Genomic DNA, 15,918 nt, shown 5'->3' on the forward strand with positions numbered 1-15,918 from the left:
GTCTTAATTCGTCTTGGCGCCGCCCTCGAACCAGGCTGCGACCTGGGCCCGCTCGGCGTCCGTCATGTTGGTCATGTTCGCCAGCGGCATCGCCTTCAGCTGCACCGCCTGCTGGTAGATGCGCGCCGCGTTCTGGCTGATGCCCTGCGCGTTGTCGAGCGCGACGCCGGCCGGCGCGGCCGCGAAGCCGGGCTGGGTCGGATGCGCCGCATGGCAGGATACGCAGCGCTGGGCGATGATGCCCTGCACCTGCGCAAACTGGGCGCCGGCGCCGGCGCCGGTGCCAGCACTTAATGCACCCGGCTGGGCCGATGCCGGTGCCGATACGGCCGCCGGCCGCGGCGCAATCGCGATCGCCACCGCGGCCAGCAGCAGCACGCCGATGGCAGGATACTTCCACTCGATGCGGCCCTTGTGGCGCAGGTTGAAGAAGTGGCGGATGAAGACGCCGGCCAGCATGATCATGCCCAGCACGGCCCATGCGTGCGCATGGTGGTAGGTCATCGCGAAGTGATTGCTGATCATGATGAACAGCACCGGCAGCGTGAAGTAATTGTTGTGGACGCTGCGCTGCTTGCCGCGGATGCCGTAGACCGGATCCGGCTTCTGGCCGGCGCGCATCGCGTTTACCATCTTGCGCTGGCCGGGAATGATCACCATCGCCACGTTGGCCACCATGATGGTGCCGATCATGGCACCCACGTGGATGTAGGCCGCACGGCCGCTGAGGAATTGGGTCAGCACCCAGGTGGCGCCGACCAGGAAGGCGAAGATCACGGCGCCGAAGGCCAGGTCGTGCTTGCCCAGCCTGGAGCGGCACAGCAGGTCATAGAACACCCAGGCCACCACCAGGCTGCCCAGCCCGATGCCGATCGCCTGCCAGCTCGAGAGGTCGGCCACGCTGCGGTCGACCATCATCGCCTGCGCGTTGAAGTAATACACGATGGTCAGCAGCGCGAAGCCGGACAGCCAGGTCGAATACGCTTCCCACTTGAACCAGTGCAGCTCGGCCGGCAGTTCGGCGGGCGCCACCATGTACTTTTGCGGGTTGTAGAAGCCGCCGCCGTGCACCGCCCACAGCTCGCCGGCCACGCCTTTGCGGGCCAGCTCGCCGCCGGGCGCCGGCGGCCGCAAGGAGTTGTCGAGCCAGACGAAGTAGAAGGAAGCGCCGATCCAGGCGATGCCGGTGATGATGTGCAGCCATCGCACCAGCAGGTTCATCCATTCGAGGCCATACGGCAGCAGGTAATCCATGAGCATCCCTAAACGAGTCACAACAGGCAAGTTACAACAAGATAATCCGCTTTCCATTTATTCAACATGAAAAATACCGTATATTCAACATACGCACACGCATATACCTGCCGCATAGTCCCGCTTACTCCACTGAACCGATGTCCAGCCTGCCCCAGCATCTCGACCTGCACCTGATCCGCATCCTCTACCTGCTGCTGGTCGAAAAAAACGTCTCGCGCGTGGCGCTCAAGCTGAACCAGCCGCAGCCATCGATCTCGGCGTCGCTGCGCAAGCTGCGCGAACTGACGGGCGATCCGCTGCTGGTGCGCGGCGCGCGCGGCATGGTGCCGACCCAGCACGGCGAAAGCCTGCTCAAGCCGGCCAAGCGCATCCTCGACGAGACCGAGAGCCTGTTCATCAAGAAGTCGCCCTTCATGCCCGAGGAAGCGGCGCGCACCTTCCGCATTGCGGCGCCGGATTACCTCGACACCCAGTTCCTGCCGGGCGTGGTGGCGGCGCTGCGGCGCGGCTCGCCCAACAGCCGCGTGACGCTGCATCACCTGGGACCGGGCACCGACTACCTGCGCATGCTGTCCGACGGCGAGATCGACCTCGTCATCGCCAACTGGGAAGAACCGCCGGCGCACCTGCACATCTCCAAGCTGTTCGAAGACCCGATCATCTGCACCATGCGTGCCGACAGCGCCTACGCGCGCCGCACCGCGAGCGATGCAATGACGCTCGAGGATTACCTCAGCCTGCCGCATGTGGCGCCGTCCGCCATGCTGCCCGGCTACTACGGCGTGATCGACGCCTTTCTCGAACGCGAGGGCCTGCAGCGCAAGGTGGCGGTGGAGTCGCCCTACTTCGGGCTGATTCCCTACATGCTGACCCAGACCGACCTGGTGCTGACCACCGGGCGCCAGTTCATCCGCTTCTATGAAAAGACGCTGCCGCTGAAGAATTTCACGGTGCCGATCAAATTCCCGCCGATGCGCTTCTACCAGCTGTGGCACCAGCGGATGCACCAGTCGCCCGAGCACAAGTGGCTGCGCGACCAGGTAACCGCCGCCGCCCGGGCGCTGGTCAAGGCATGATGCGGCGCGCGATATGGCCGGCATCATCCTGCACATATAAATAGAGGCCGTTGCGCGATTATCATCGGATGCTGCCATCGGAAACCACGCCATGACCACTCTTTCGGATCTGAACCGCCTCGACACCGCCGCTTTTGTCGATCGCCTGCACGGCATCTACGAACACTCGCCCTGGATTCCGGAACGCGCCGCCGCCGGGCGTCCGTTCGCCAGCCTGGCCGCGCTCAAGCTGGCGCTGCAGGATGCGGTGGCGCTGGCCAGCGAAGACGAGCAGCTGTCGCTGCTGCGCGCCCACCCCGAACTGGCCGGCAAGGCCGCGATCGCGGGCGAACTCACCGCGGAATCGACCGGCGAGCAGGCCGCCTCGGGCCTGGACCGCTGCAGCCCGGACGAGTACGCGGCGCTGCACCAGCTGAACGCCGCCTACAACGCCCGCTTCGGCTTCCCCTTCATCCTGGCGGTCAAGGGCCCGACCGGCCAGGGCCTGACGCGCCAGGCCATCATCGCCACCTTCCGCCGCCGGCTGGGCAACGGGCTGCCGGACGAGATGGCGGAAGCGCTGCGCCAGGTGCACCGCATCGCCGAGATCCGCCTGAACGGCCTGCTCGGCATCGAACTCGCATTCGGTCCCGCGATCATGGACTGGGCCGAGGAACTGGGCACGATAAGTGACGATGAAAGCGGTGACGACGAAGGCATTCTTACTTGCGCCTACATGACGCCGGCCCACCAGCGCAGCGCCGCGCGGCTGGCCGACTGGATGCGCGACGCCGGCATGGAGGTCGGCATCGACGCGGTCGGCAACGTGGTCGGGCGTTACACGGCGGACGATCCCGATGCCAAGACGCTGATCACCGGCTCCCACTACGACACCGTGCGCAACGGCGGCAAGTACGACGGCCGCCTCGGCATCCTGCTGCCGCTGGCCATCGTCAAACACCTGCACGCGCGCGCCGAGCGCCTGCCCTACCACCTCGAACTGATCGCCTTTGCCGAGGAAGAAGGCGTGCGCTTCCGCTCCACTTTCCTGGGCAGTAACGCGGTGGCCGGCCGCTTCGACCTGGCGCTGCTCGACACGCTCGATGCCGGCGGCACCAGCATGCGCGCGGCATTGCAGCAGGCCGGGCACGACCCCTCAACCATCCCCGCCATCGCGCGCGATCCGTCCACCCTGCTCGGCTACGTCGAAGTCCACATCGAACAGGGTCCGGTGCTGCTCGAAAAAGGCTTGCCGCTGGGCGTGGTGACCGCGATCGCCGGCAGTTCGCGCTACCTGCTCGAGCTGGAAGGCCTGGCCAGCCACGCCGGCACCACGCCGATGTCGATGCGGCGCGATGCCGCCGCCGCCGCCGCCGAGGTCGTGCTGCTGGTGGAACGACGCTGCAGCGGCGCCGGCTCGCTGGTCGGCACGGTCGGCCAGCTGGCGGTGCCGGACGGTTCCGTCAACGTGATCCCGGGCCGCTGCCGCCTGTCGCTCGACATCCGCGCCGCCAGCGACGAGGAACGCCTGGCCGCAGTGCGCGACGTCTTCGACGGCATCGAAGCGGTGTGCGCGCGCCGCCGCATCGGCCTCAAAGTGGAAAAGCTGCTGGAAGCGCCGGCCGCGCCGTGCGCCCCGCGCCTGATGGACCAGCTGGGCGAGGCCGTGCAACGCGCCGGCCTGCCGCGCTTCGACCTGCTGTCCGGCGCCGGCCACGATGCGATGGCGATGGCCGCCGTGACCGAGATCGCGATGCTGTTCACGCGCTGCGGCAATGGCGGCATCAGCCACAATCCGCTCGAGACCATGACCGCGGACGACGCCGATATCGCGGCGCGCGTGCTGCTCGACTTCCTGCACAACTACCGCTGACGCCGCCGTGCGCTACACTCTCCCGATCGTCAGACACGGAGAGAACATGCAAGACAAGACGCTACGGGTAGGCCTCATCGGTTTCGGCATGGCGGGCCAGACTTTTCATGCGCCGCTGGTGCGCGCCACGCCCGGCCTGCAGATCACGGCAGTGGCCAGCAGCGGGCCGGACAAAGTGCACGCCGCACTGGGCGACGCGGTCACGGTACTGGCCGACCCGCGTGCGCTGGCTACCAGCGACCTGGTCGACCTGGTGGTCGTCGCCAGCCCCAACGGGACCCACTTCGAACTGGCGGCGCTGGCCCTGGAGGCGGGCAAGCACGTGGTGGTCGACAAGCCGTTCACGGCGACGGTCGACGAGGCCCTGCGCCTGGCCGCGATGGCCGAGGAACGTGGCCTGGTCCTGAGCGTGTTCCACAACCGCCGCTGGGACAGCAGCACGCGCACCGCGGCCAGGGTGCTGGCCGCCGGCACGCTCGGCACCATCCGCCACGCCGCCATCCACTTCGACCGCTTCCGTCCGCAGCCGCTGGCGCGCTGGAAGGAAGCCGCCGTCGAGGGCGGCGGCACCTGGATGGACCTCGGGCCGCACATGCTGCACGAAGCGCTGCACTATTTCGGCTGGCCGCTGGCGATCCAGGCCGACCTGGCGGCGCTGCGGCCGGGCACCCAGGCCGACGACTGCATCCAGGCGCGCCTGCGCTATGCCGACGGCCTGCGCGTGGACGTCGCTGCCAGCATGCTGACGGCCGCACCGCGTCCGCGCGTGGCGCTGTACGGCACGCGCGGCAGCTACGTCAAGCAGCACCTGGATCCGCAGGAAGCCACGCTGAAGACCGGCCGGCTGCCGGACGGCGACGACGATGCCTGGGGCATCGATCCCGATGCGGGCATGCTGTCGCTGGAAGATAACGGCACGGTGACGGCGAACCCGATCGCCACCGATAACGGCGCCTACCAGGCATACTACCGCGGGGTGCGCGACGCCATCCTGAACGGCGCGCCGAACCCGATCCCGCTGGCGGACGCAGTCGCGGTCATGCAGTTGCTGGAAGCCGGCCGGCGCAGCCATGAGGAACGGCGCGAGATCGCGCTGGGCGAACGCCCGGTATAAGAAGGACAAGCCGGCTCATCCAATCTGGCGCACCGGCGCACCACGACGGTGCTCATGCACGAAAATCGGGCGCATCTTTGGACGCGCCCGTACGAGGTGCATCGCTCACCAAAATGGAACGGTTATTGCTACTAAAAAGTGCTTACGCATTTTGCCTGCACTTTTTTAGGAACAGTATTGCATGGAAGCTTATAAAAGCGGCGCCGACGCGCTGTTCATCCTGCTCGGCGGGATCATGATCCTGGCGATGCACGCCGGCTTTGCCTTTCTGGAATTGGGAACGGTACGCCGCAAGAACCAGGTGAATGCCCTGGTCAAGATCCTGATCGACTTCGCGGTGTCGACGGTCGCCTACTTCTTCGTCGGCTACGGCATCGCCTACGGCGTGCACTTCTTCGGCGCCACCGACACGCTGGTCGCCAACAATGGCTATTCGCTAGTGAAGTTCTTCTTCCTGCTGACCTTCGCCGCCGCGATCCCGGCCATCATCTCGGGCGGCATCGCCGAACGCGCCAAGTTCCACCCGCAAATGGCGGCCACCGCGCTGCTGGTCGGCCTGGTCTATCCCTTCTTCGAGGGCATCGCCTGGAACAACCGCTTCGGCATCCAGGACTGGCTGGCATCGGCTTTCGGCGCGCCCTTCCACGATTTCGCCGGCTCGGTGGTGGTGCATGCGGTCGGCGGCTGGGCCGCCTTGCCCGCGGTGCTGCTGCTGGGCGCCCGGCGCGGCCGCTATGCCAAGGACGGCCGCATCGCCGCCCACCCGCCTTCGAACATCCCTTTCCTGGCGCTGGGCGCCTGGATCCTGATGGTCGGCTGGTTCGGCTTCAATGTGATGAGCGCGCAAACGCTGGATAAGATGAACGGCCTGGTCGCCGTGAATTCGCTGATGGCACTGGTGGGCGGCACCCTGAGCGCCTTCCTGCTGGGCCGCAACGACCCCGGCTTCACCCACAACGGCCCCCTGGCCGGCCTGGTGGCGGTGTGCGCCGGCTCCGATCTGATGCACCCGCTGGGCGCGCTGGTCACCGGTGCGGTGGCGGGCGCCCTGTTCGTCACCACCTTCACGCTGGCGCAGAACCGCTGGAAGATCGACGACGTGCTCGGCGTGTGGCCGCTGCATGGCCTGTGCGGTGCCTGGGGCGGCATCGCCGCCGGCATCTTCGGCAGCCATGCGCTGGGCGGCCTGGGCGGCGTGTCGCTGCTGTCGCAGCTGGCCGGCACCGTGCTCGGCGTCACCATCGCGGGCCTGGGCAGCTGGGTGGTGTACGGCGCCCTGAAGGCCACGATCGGCCTGCGCCTGGACCCCGAGCAGGAATTCGACGGCGCCGACCTGGCGATCCACCGGATCAGCGCCACGCCGGAACGCGAAACAACGTTCCAGTAATCAGGTAGCGCGCGTGGCCGCCCCGGTACGCCGGCGGGCAGCCATGTCGGCGATGCGCGCCACCAGCGCGCCCGCATCGACCGGCTTGGCCAGGTAATCGTCGAAGCCGGCCTGCAGCGCCTTGTCGCGGTCGTCCTGGCGCGTCAGCGCGGTCAGCGCGATCGCCGGGATGGCGCCGCCGGTATCCTGCGGACGGCGCCGGATGCGCCGCATCAGCTCGAAGCCGTCGACGTCCGGCATGCCGATGTCGCTGACGATCACGTCCGGATACGTTTGCCCGCCCTGGCGGTCCAGCAAGGCCAGCGCCATGGCGGCATTCGAGGCCGCCAGCGTCGCGGCGCCGCACTGCTGCAGGATCTGTTCGATCACGTCGAGCGTGTCCGGCGCATCGTCGACCAGCAGCACGCTTAGTCCGGACAGGTCGGCCAGCGCCACCACTTCGGAAGTGGCCGCGGCACCCTCCCCCGCATCCGGGTGCGTGCCGGACGCCGGCGCCGCCAGCGGCAGGCGCAGCGTGAAGGTGGTACCGGCGTTTTCGCCGGCACTGTCGGCCTCGATGGTGCCGCCGTGCAGCTCGACCAGCTGCCTGACGATCGCCAGGCCGAGGCCGAGGCCGCCATGGCGGCGCGTGATCGAAGCATCCTGCTGGCGGAAGCGGTCGAACACGTGCGGCAGGAATTCCGGCGCGATGCCGATGCCGGAATCGCTCACGCGGACCAGGACATCGCCGCCGTCGCGCGCCAGCACCACCCGCACCGTGCCGCCGCCGGGCGTGAACTTGACGGCGTTCGACAGAAGGTTCCACAGCACCTGCTGCAGGCGGCCGGGGTCGCCGAGCACTTCGCCAAAGCCGGCGGCAAATTCGGTGTGCAGCACGATGTGCTTGGCCGCTACGGCCGGCTGCACGGTGCCGAGCGCAGCCTCGATCACCTTGGCCAGGTCGATTCGCTGCACGTCCAGGCGCAGGGTGCCGGCGACGATGCGGCTCATGTCGAGCAGGTCGTCGATCAGCTGGCCCTGGGCGCGCGCGTTGCGCTCGATCGTGTCCAGGCCGCGCCGCAGCGTGGCCTCGTCCCTCACCCCGCGCTGGAGCATCCCGGCCCAGCCGAGGATGGCGTTCAGCGGCGTGCGCAGCTCGTGCGACAGCGTGGCCAGGAATTCGTCCTTCATTGCGCTCAGGTGCTCGGCCTGGTCGCGCGCGGCGCGCTCGCGCACCAGCAGCTGCTCGCGCTCGGCGGCGGTCTCCTCCGACATCGCCATGATGCGCGCGTTGGCTTCCAGGCGCGCGTCGAACACGGACGCCATCAGGGCCAGGCTCAGTACGCCGAAAGTGGTGATCACGACCAGCAAGGCCAGTCCGCCGCTGTGCGCACCGTCGCGCGCGGCCATGCACACGGCATCTGCGGGGAAGCTGGCCGCGGCCATGCCGGTATAGTGCATGCCGACGATGGCGACGCCCATCACGATGGCGGCGCCGATGCGCGGCAGCCACACCCAGGGCGTATTGCGGCGCAGGCGGAACGCGATCCACAACGCCAGCGCCGAGGCGCCGATGGCGATCAGCACCGACAGCGCGAACAGCCAGGGGTCGTAGACGATGCCGGGCGCCATGCGCATCGCCGCCATGCCCGTATAGTGCATCGCATTGATGCCGGCCCCCATCAGCAGCGCGCTGAGCGCGAGCCGGATCGGGCCGAGGCGGGCGCGGCCGACCTGCCATAGCGCCAGGCCCGAGGCGGCGATCGGCAGCAGCAGCGACACCACAGTGATCGGGATGTCGAAGGCAATCGGGATCGGCAGGCTGAAAGCCAGCATCCCGACGAAGTGCATGGCCCAGATCCCGGACCCCATCGCAATCGCCCCGCCCGCGGTCCAGGCATACCTGGCGCGGCCTTTGGATTCCGCGACGCGGCCGGCCAGGCTGAGTGCGGAATACGAGGCGACGATCGCGACGAAGATCGAGACCAGAACCAGGGAAATATCATAGTGCCCGGTCAGCATCATCCACGCGCGAAGTCACAGACCGAAACTGGTCTCTTACTATTATGCAACAACCTCGGGCTGCGTGGGTTGTCTAATCGTGCGCGCGGCGTCTTCCGGGCCAGCCGGAGCGCCCGCCCGCGCCAGCATCGCATGCAGCAGCACGTTGCAGCCCGCTTCCAGGTGGCCGGGCTGGGCGTCCTCGATCTCGTTGTGGCTGATGCCGTCCTTGCAGGGCACAAAGATCATCCCGGCCGGGGCCAGCCGCGCGACGTAGATGGCGTCGTGCCCGGCGCCCGAGACCACGTCCATGCTGGAATAGCCGAGCGTGGCGGTGGCGGCGCGCACCGCGTCCACGCAATCCGGGTGGAACGGACAGGGCGGATAGTAGGACACGCGCTCGAGGTCGATCGACAGGCCGCTGTCCTGGCGGGTCTTGTCGATAAAGGCGGTGATTTCCTCGTGCATGGTGTTCAGCAGCGCGTCATTCACGTTGCGCAGGTCGATGCTGAACTTGACCTGGCCCGGGATCACGTTGCGGCTGTTGGGGAAGACCTGCACCATGCCGACCGTGCCGCGGCCGTAGGGCGGGTAGCGGTTGGCGATGGCCACCACTTCCTGCATGATGGTGGTGGCCACCTGCAGCGCGTCGCGGCGCAGCCCCATCGGGGTCGGGCCGGCGTGCGCTTCCATGCCGCTCACCGTGCAGTCGTACCACGACAGGCCCATCACCGCCGGCACCACGCCGATCACCTTGTCCGCATCTTCCAGCACCGGGCCCTGCTCGATGTGGGCTTCGAAATAGGCGCCGATCGGATGGTCGCCCGGGGTCTGCTCGCCGGCATAGCCGATGCGCGCGAGTTCCTCGCCGACCGACTTTCCTTCGGTATCGCGCGCCGCGCAGGCGGTCTCCAGGCTGAAGGCGCCGCAGAACACGCCGGAACCCATCATCACCGGCACGAAGCGCGAGCCTTCCTCGTTGGTCCAGAAGGCGACTTCGATCGGGGCTTCGGTCTGGATACCATGATCGTTCAGCGTGCGGATCACTTCCAGCCCGGCCAGCACGCCGTAGTTGCCGTCGAACTTGCCGCCGGTCGGCTGGGTGTCGATGTGGCTGCCGGTGACGACCGGGGCCAGCGCCGGGTTGCTGCCTTCGCGGCGCATGAAGACGTTGCCGATCCTGTCGACGGTGATGGCGAGGCCGGCGTCGCGCCCCCACTGGACCACCAGGTCGCGGCCCTGGCGGTCGAGGTCGGTGAGGGCGAGGCGCTTGACGCCGCCCTTGTCGGTGGCGCCGATTCGGGCGAGGTCCATCAGGGAGGTCCACAGGCGCGGGCCGTTGATGCGGAGTTCGTTCATGGTCAGGTCCTTGAGTTATCGTTCGCATCGTCGCCCCTGCGAAGGCAGGGGCCCAAGTTATCAGCGTTGCGGCAGCTCGTGAAAATTGGCCCCCTGCCTTCGCAGGGGCGACGTTCAGAGGGTGGCGGCGCTATTCGCGGTTGCGGCTGTTGGGGAGCTTGCGGTGGCGCTTGCAGTCGCACCAGCCGCCCCGAACGCCGGCCGCATCACATACCGCCCGGCACCCTGCTCCGCCCGCAGATCTCCATCCGCGTACACGACCTTCCCCGCCGCCAGCGTATGCGTCGGCACCCCGCGCACGGTGCGGCCCTCGAACACGTTGAACCCGCCCTTCGAATGCTGGGTCGCGGCGGACAAGGTGCGCATCGCCAGCGGATCCCACACCACGAGGTCGGCATCCGCCCCGACGGCCACGGTGCCCTTGCGCGGATACATGTTGAAGATCTGCGCCGCATTGGTCGAGGTCACACGCACGAATTCGGAAGGGGTCAGGCGGCCGCTGTTGACGCCGGCGTCCCAGACCACCGCCATACGCTCCTCGACCCCGCCGCAGCCGTTCGGGATACGGGTGAAGTCGTCGGCGCCCATCGCCTTCTGCTCCGCGCAGAAGGTGCAGTGGTCGGTGGCCGTGGTGTGCAGGTTGCCGCCCTGCAGGCCCTGCCACAGCGCGGCCTGGTGGTGGCTGGAGCGGAACGGCGGACTCATCACGAAGGCGCGCGCATAGGCCTTGTCCTCGCTACGGTAGACGCTGTCGTCGATCACCAGGTGGCCGGCCAGCGCTTCGCCGTACACGCGCTGGCCGCGGGCACGGGCGCGCGCGATGGCGTCCAGCGATTCGGCGCAGGACACGTGCACGATGTAGACCGGCGTCCCGAGCACATTGGCGATGGCGATCGCGCGGTTGGCCGCCTCGGCCTCGACTTCCGGCGGACGCGACAGCGGATGCGCTTCCGGTCCGGTGATGCCCTTGGCCAGCAACTCCTTCTGCAACTGGTACACCAGCTCGCCGTTCTCGGCATGCACGGTCGGGATCGCGCCCAGCTCGAGCGCGCGGCGGAAGCTGTTCACCAGCGTCTCGTCGTCGGCCATGATCGCGTTTTTATAGGCCATGAAGTGCTTGAAGCTGTTGACGCCGTGCTCGCGCACCAGCGTGCCCATGTCGGCATGCACCGATTCGTCCCACCAGGTCACGGCCACGTGGAAGGTGTAGTCGGCGGCCGACTTCTGCGCCCAGCCGCGCCAGGTGTGAAACGCCTCCATCAGCGGCTGTTTCGGACTCGGGATGACGAAGTCCATGATCGTCGTGGTGCCGCCGGCCAGCGCCGCCGCGGTGCCGGTGTAGAAATCGTCGCTGGTGACGGTGCCCATGAAGGGCAGCTGCATGTGGGTGTGGGTATCGATCCCGCCCGGCATCACGTACTGGCCGCCGGCGTCGATGACGGTGGCATGCGGCGGCGCTTCGAGGTTGTCGCCGACGGCGACGATCTTGTCGCCCTCGCACAGGACGTCGGCGCGGAAGGCGCGGTCGGCATTGACGACGGTACCGCCACGGAGTAACACGGACATGGACTTCTCCTTCACAAGGTTTGGAGCGTGCTCCTAGTCGAGCGAGCGGGCCGGCTGCATGGCCGGTACCGCCCTGCCCTTCATCATCAGGCCGTACACCACCGCGGCAATCGCGATGCCGACGAACCAGGCATAGGTATACATCGTCTTGAAACCGGCGCCGACGTTCGGGAAGGCCTCCGGGAAGGCTGCGTTCAGGAAGCCGGGGATGTTCGGCAGCACGCCGGCGATGAAGGCGGCCAGGGCAGCCATGTTCCAGCCATTGCGGTAAGCGTAGATGCCGTCGTCGCGGTACAGGTGCTCGACCGCGATATCGGTCTTGCGGATGAAGTAGTAATCGACGATCAGGATGCCGGCGATCGGCCCCAGCAGCGCCGAATAACCGGTCAGCCAGATGAAGATGTAGTTCTCGCTCTTCTCGAGGATCTTCCACGGCATCATGACCAGCGCGATGCCGGCGGTGAGGTAGCCGCCCGCGCGGTAGGAAATGCGCTCCGGCGACAGCGCCGAGAAGTCGTAGGCGGGGCCGACCATGTTGGCGGCCAGGTTGACGCTGGCGGTGTCGATCAGCAGGACCAGCAGCGCCACCAGCACGGCGATGCCCGTCATGCGGCTGGACAGGTCGACCGGGTCCCACAGCGCCTTGCCGTACAGGACGATCGTGGCCGAGGTCACGGTGACGGCCAGCGCGGCCAGCAACGCCATCGGCAGCGGCAGGCCGAGCGACTGGCCGATCACCTGGTCGCGCTGGCTCTTGGCGAAGCGGGTGAAGTCGGGAATGTTCAGCGCCAGCGTGGCCCAGTAGCCGATCATCGCGGTCAGCGAGGGCCAGAACACGCTCCAGAACAGGCCGGCCTTGAGGCCGCCTTCGACGAATTGCGAGGGCTGGGCCAGCAGCGGGCCGAAGCCGCCGACCTTGTCGTAGACCCACCACAGCAGCAGGAAGCAGATCGCGATCTTCAGCGGCGCGGTATAGGTCTCGAGCTTGCGGATCGATTCCATGCCGTGCACGATGAAATAGAACTGGATGGCCCAGAACGCCAGGAAGCAGCCCAGCTGGCCGGGATTGATGCCGAGTCCCGGCAGGTTGGCGCCGCCGACCGGGCTGCCCGCTGTACTACCGACAAGGACGCCAATCAGCGTGTAGATCATGCTGCCGCCGAACCAGGTCTGGATGCCGTACCAGCCGCAGGCGACGATGGCGCGCATCAGCGCCGGCAGCCGCGCGCCGCGCGTGCCGAACGAGGTGCGCGCCAGCACCGCATACGGGATGCCGTACTTGGTGCCGGCATGACCGATCAGCAGCATCGGCAGCAACACGATCACGTTGGCGAAGAACACCGTGAACACCGCCTGCCAGGCCGACATGCCGCCTTCGATCAGGCTGGCTGCCAGCATGTAAGCGGGAATGCTGATCACCATGCCGACCCACAGGGCGGCAAAGTGATACCAGCGCCAGGTGCGTTGGGCGACGCTGGTGGGGGCCAGGTCTTCGTTCCAGAGGTCTTTGTTGACGAGTGGGTCGGTGTTCATCGGGTTGGTTCCTCGGTTGCAGTGTTCGATAGGCGTATTATCGTTGCTCAACGTTGTTCATCGTTGCTCAAGCAGCAAAACTGATGCCAGCTACGCTGAACGGCACCACCCATCCAACGATTCACGCCTCGCCCAATGCTACCTCCGCCCGCGGATTGCGTGCATCCTGCGTCCAGTTCATGTAAGGCTTGCCGGTCTGCTGCGGCACCATGGTGATGCAGCCCTCGACCGGACAGGTGATTTCGCACAGGTTGCAACCCACGCATTCGGCGTCGATGATCTCGTAACGCCGCGCATTTCCCTCCACCAGCCGCGCCACCGCCTGGTGCGAGGTGTCTTCGCAGGCCACGTGGCAGCGCCCGCACCCGATGCACTTGTCCTGGTCGATGTGGGCGATCACCTGGTAATTCATGTCCAGGTATTTCCAGTCGGTCGTGTTCGGCACCGCCTTGCGCGAGAAGGCGGCGATGTTTTCATAGCCCTTGGAATCCATCCAGCGCGACAGGCCATCCTTCATCTCCTCGACGATACGGAAGCCGTGCAGCATCGCCGCGGTGCAGACCTGCACCGATCCGGCGCCCAGCGCGATGAATTCGGCGGCGTCGCGCCAGTTGCCGATGCCGCCGATGCCCGAGATCGGCAAGCCGCGCGTGACCGGGTCGCGCGCGATCTCGGCCACCATGTTGAGGGCGATCGGCTTGACCGCCGTGCCGCAGTAGCCGCCGTGGGTACTGGCGCCGCCGACGACCGGATAGGCGACCATGCGGTCGAGGTCCAGGTGGGTGATCGAGTTGATGGTGTTGATCAGCGAGACCGCGTCCGCACCGCCGGCCAGCGCCGCCCGCGCCGGGGCGCGCACGTCGGTGATGTTGGGCGTGAGCTTCACGATCACCGGCAGCTTCGTGTACATCTTGCACCAGCGCGTGACGAGTTCGATCAGGTCCGGCTGCTGGCCCACGGCCGCGCCCATGCCGCGTTCGGGCATGCCGTGCGGGCAGCCGAAGTTCAGTTCGATGCCGTCGGCGCCGGTGGCTTCCACCAGCGGCAGGATGTCGCGCCACGGCGCTTCCTCGCACGGCAGCATCATCGACACCACCATCGCACGGTCCGGCCATGCCTTTTTCACCGCCGTGATCTCGCGCAGGTTGATCTCCAGGCTGCGGTCGGTGATCAGCTCGATGTTGTTGAAGCCGATGACTTCGCGGTTCTTGCCGTGCAGGGCGGAATAGCGCGACGAGACGTTGACCGCCGGCGGGTCTTCGCCCAGCGTCTTCCACACCACGCCGCCCCAGCCGGCCTCGAAGGCGCGCACCACGTTGTAGGCCTTGTCGGTCGGCGGCGCCGAGGCCAGCCAGAACGGATTCGGCGATTTGATGCCGCAAAAATCGATGCTCAGGTCGGCCATCATGCCCCCGCTGCGAATGAAGTGGATGAAATCGACTGGATGTCGCCATGGATGGCCAGCGCCGCCATCTTGCCGTGCTGGACCGCCTGCACCGTCAGGTCCTGTCCCGGCGCGATGCAGTCGCCGCCGGCATACACGCCCGGCAGCGCAGTGCGGAAAAAGGAATCGACGTGGATCTTGTCGCTGCCCGCGTCCCGTTCCAGTTCGCGTGCGAGCGGATCGTCCAGGCTGTCGCCGTCCATGCCCTGGCCGATGGCCTTGAACACGGCATCGGCCGCGATCTCGACGATGGCGCCGGTTCCGACCAGGCGCCCGGCCTCCATGCGCGTTTCCTCGAAGCGCATGCCGCGCACCTTGCCGGCCGCGTCCAGCAGCACCTCGAGCGGCGCCGCCCAGGTGCGCATGTGGACGAAATTCTGCTTGGCGATCTCGATCTCGTGGCCGGTCGCGCTCATCGCCTCGACGCCGCGCCGGTACACCAGCGTGACCTCTTCCGCGCCGAGGCGCTTGATCTGCACCGCCATGTCGATCGCGGTATTGCCGGCACCGATGACGATGGCGCGGCGTGGCACCGGCAGCGCGGCCAGGTCCTGCGCCTGGCGCAGGGTGGATATATAGTCGACCGCGGCGCTCAGGCCGGGCGCATCCTCGCCGGTGAGCCCGAGCCGGCGGCTGGCGCCCAGGCCGATGCCGAGGAAGACCGCGTCGTAGCGGGTATGCAGGTCCTGCAGGTGCAGGTTGACGCCCAGGATGTGCCCGTGGCGCACCTCGATGCCGCCGATCGACAGCAGGAAGTCGACCTCGCGCTGGGCGAAGTCGCCGGGCAGCTTGTACTTGGCGATGCCGTATTCGTTCAGGCCGCCGGATTTCTCGCGCGCCTCGAACACGACCACGTCGTGGCCCAGCATCGCCAGCCGGTGCGCACAGGCCAGCCCGGCCGGACCGGCGCCGACCACGGCCACCGTCTTGCCGGTGCCCGGCGCGCGCTGGAACGGATGGCTGTCGAAGTGGGCGTTGTCGATGGCGTGGCGCTGCAGCAGGCCGATTTTCACCGGCTGCCCTTCGGCATCGTTGTTGCGCACGCAGGCGTCCTCGCACAGGATCTCGGTCGGACAGACGCGCGAACAGGCACCACCGAAGATGTTCTGCTTCAGGATGCCGATGGCGGCGCCGGTCACGTTCTGGTCGTGGATGTTGCGGATGAAGCTGGCGACGTCGATGCCGGTCGGGCAGGCGCGCGTGCAGGGTGCGTCATAGCAGTACAGGCAGCGCGCGCTTTCGATGGCGGCCTGGCGCGCGGTGAGCGGCGGGGCGAGGTCGGTGAAGCGGTCGGCCAGGGTGGCGTGGGTGGCCGTGGCTGGGGGGAGGTGCTGGAGTGACTCGATCATG

General features: G+C 67.5%; 11 protein-coding genes. 4 read left to right on the forward strand and 7 right to left on the reverse strand.

Annotation, left to right across the window (positions count from 1 at the left end; translation table 11 throughout):
* Positions 1-3: 3 nt before the first annotated feature.
* A complete protein-coding gene (locus FBX97_RS26130) occupies positions 4-1,260 on the reverse strand; it encodes a urate hydroxylase PuuD (RefSeq protein ID WP_370457362.1) in 1,257 nt (418 codons plus the stop codon).
* Between the two features lie 134 nt (positions 1,261-1,394).
* Between FBX97_RS26130 and FBX97_RS26135 the strand changes: the two genes are divergently transcribed.
* The 4 genes from FBX97_RS26135 to FBX97_RS26150 all read left to right on the forward strand — a co-directional run bounded on the left by FBX97_RS26135 (position 1,395) and on the right by FBX97_RS26150 (position 6,686).
* Positions 1,395-2,333: a LysR substrate-binding domain-containing protein gene (locus FBX97_RS26135; RefSeq protein WP_141838292.1), complete on the forward strand. Its 939-nt coding sequence runs from the start codon at positions 1,395-1,397 to the stop codon at positions 2,331-2,333.
* Between the two features lie 91 nt (positions 2,334-2,424).
* The gene (locus FBX97_RS26140; protein WP_141838294.1) at positions 2,425-4,185 is read left to right on the forward strand and encodes an allantoate amidohydrolase; all 1,761 of its coding nucleotides are present in this window, start codon (positions 2,425-2,427) and stop codon (positions 4,183-4,185) included.
* Positions 4,186-4,231: 46 nt separating this feature from the next.
* Complete coding sequence (locus tag FBX97_RS26145; protein ID WP_141838296.1) at positions 4,232-5,299, forward strand: oxidoreductase; 1,068 nt, start codon at positions 4,232-4,234, stop codon at positions 5,297-5,299.
* Between the two features lie 181 nt (positions 5,300-5,480).
* The gene (locus FBX97_RS26150; RefSeq protein WP_141838298.1) at positions 5,481-6,686 is read left to right on the forward strand and encodes an ammonium transporter; all 1,206 of its coding nucleotides are present in this window, start codon (positions 5,481-5,483) and stop codon (positions 6,684-6,686) included.
* Here the strand turns inward: FBX97_RS26150 and FBX97_RS26155 are convergent, their stop codons facing one another.
* The 6 genes from FBX97_RS26155 to FBX97_RS26180 all read right to left on the reverse strand — a co-directional run bounded on the left by FBX97_RS26155 (position 6,687) and on the right by FBX97_RS26180 (position 15,917).
* Positions 6,687-8,690: an MHYT domain-containing protein gene (locus FBX97_RS26155; RefSeq protein WP_141838300.1), complete on the reverse strand. Its 2,004-nt coding sequence runs from the start codon at positions 8,688-8,690 to the stop codon at positions 6,687-6,689.
* Between the two features lie 39 nt (positions 8,691-8,729).
* The gene (locus FBX97_RS26160; RefSeq protein WP_141838302.1) at positions 8,730-10,025 is read right to left on the reverse strand and encodes a Zn-dependent hydrolase; all 1,296 of its coding nucleotides are present in this window, start codon (positions 10,023-10,025) and stop codon (positions 8,730-8,732) included.
* A 114-nt stretch (positions 10,026-10,139) separates the two neighbouring features.
* A complete protein-coding gene (hydA, locus tag FBX97_RS26165; protein WP_141838304.1) occupies positions 10,140-11,591 on the reverse strand; it encodes a dihydropyrimidinase in 1,452 nt (483 codons plus the stop codon).
* 33 nt (positions 11,592-11,624) lie between these two features.
* Entirely contained in the window at positions 11,625-13,124 is a 1,500-nt protein-coding gene (locus FBX97_RS26170) for an NCS1 family nucleobase:cation symporter-1 (RefSeq protein WP_141838307.1), read from the reverse strand.
* 121 nt (positions 13,125-13,245) lie between these two features.
* Positions 13,246-14,529, reverse strand: a complete 1,284-nt coding sequence (gene preA / locus FBX97_RS26175; protein ID WP_221631885.1) for an NAD-dependent dihydropyrimidine dehydrogenase subunit PreA — start codon at positions 14,527-14,529, stop codon at positions 13,246-13,248.
* Positions 14,529-15,917, reverse strand: coding sequence for an NAD(P)-dependent oxidoreductase (locus tag FBX97_RS26180; RefSeq protein ID WP_141838311.1), 1,389 nt, complete (start codon positions 15,915-15,917; stop codon positions 14,529-14,531). The genes preA and FBX97_RS26180 overlap by 1 nt, the downstream gene beginning before the upstream one ends.
* Position 15,918 lies beyond the last annotated feature (1 nt).

It is taken from the genome of Herbaspirillum sp. SJZ107 (genome assembly GCF_006715485.1).
Classification (GTDB): Bacteria; Pseudomonadota; Gammaproteobacteria; order Burkholderiales; family Burkholderiaceae_D; genus Telluria.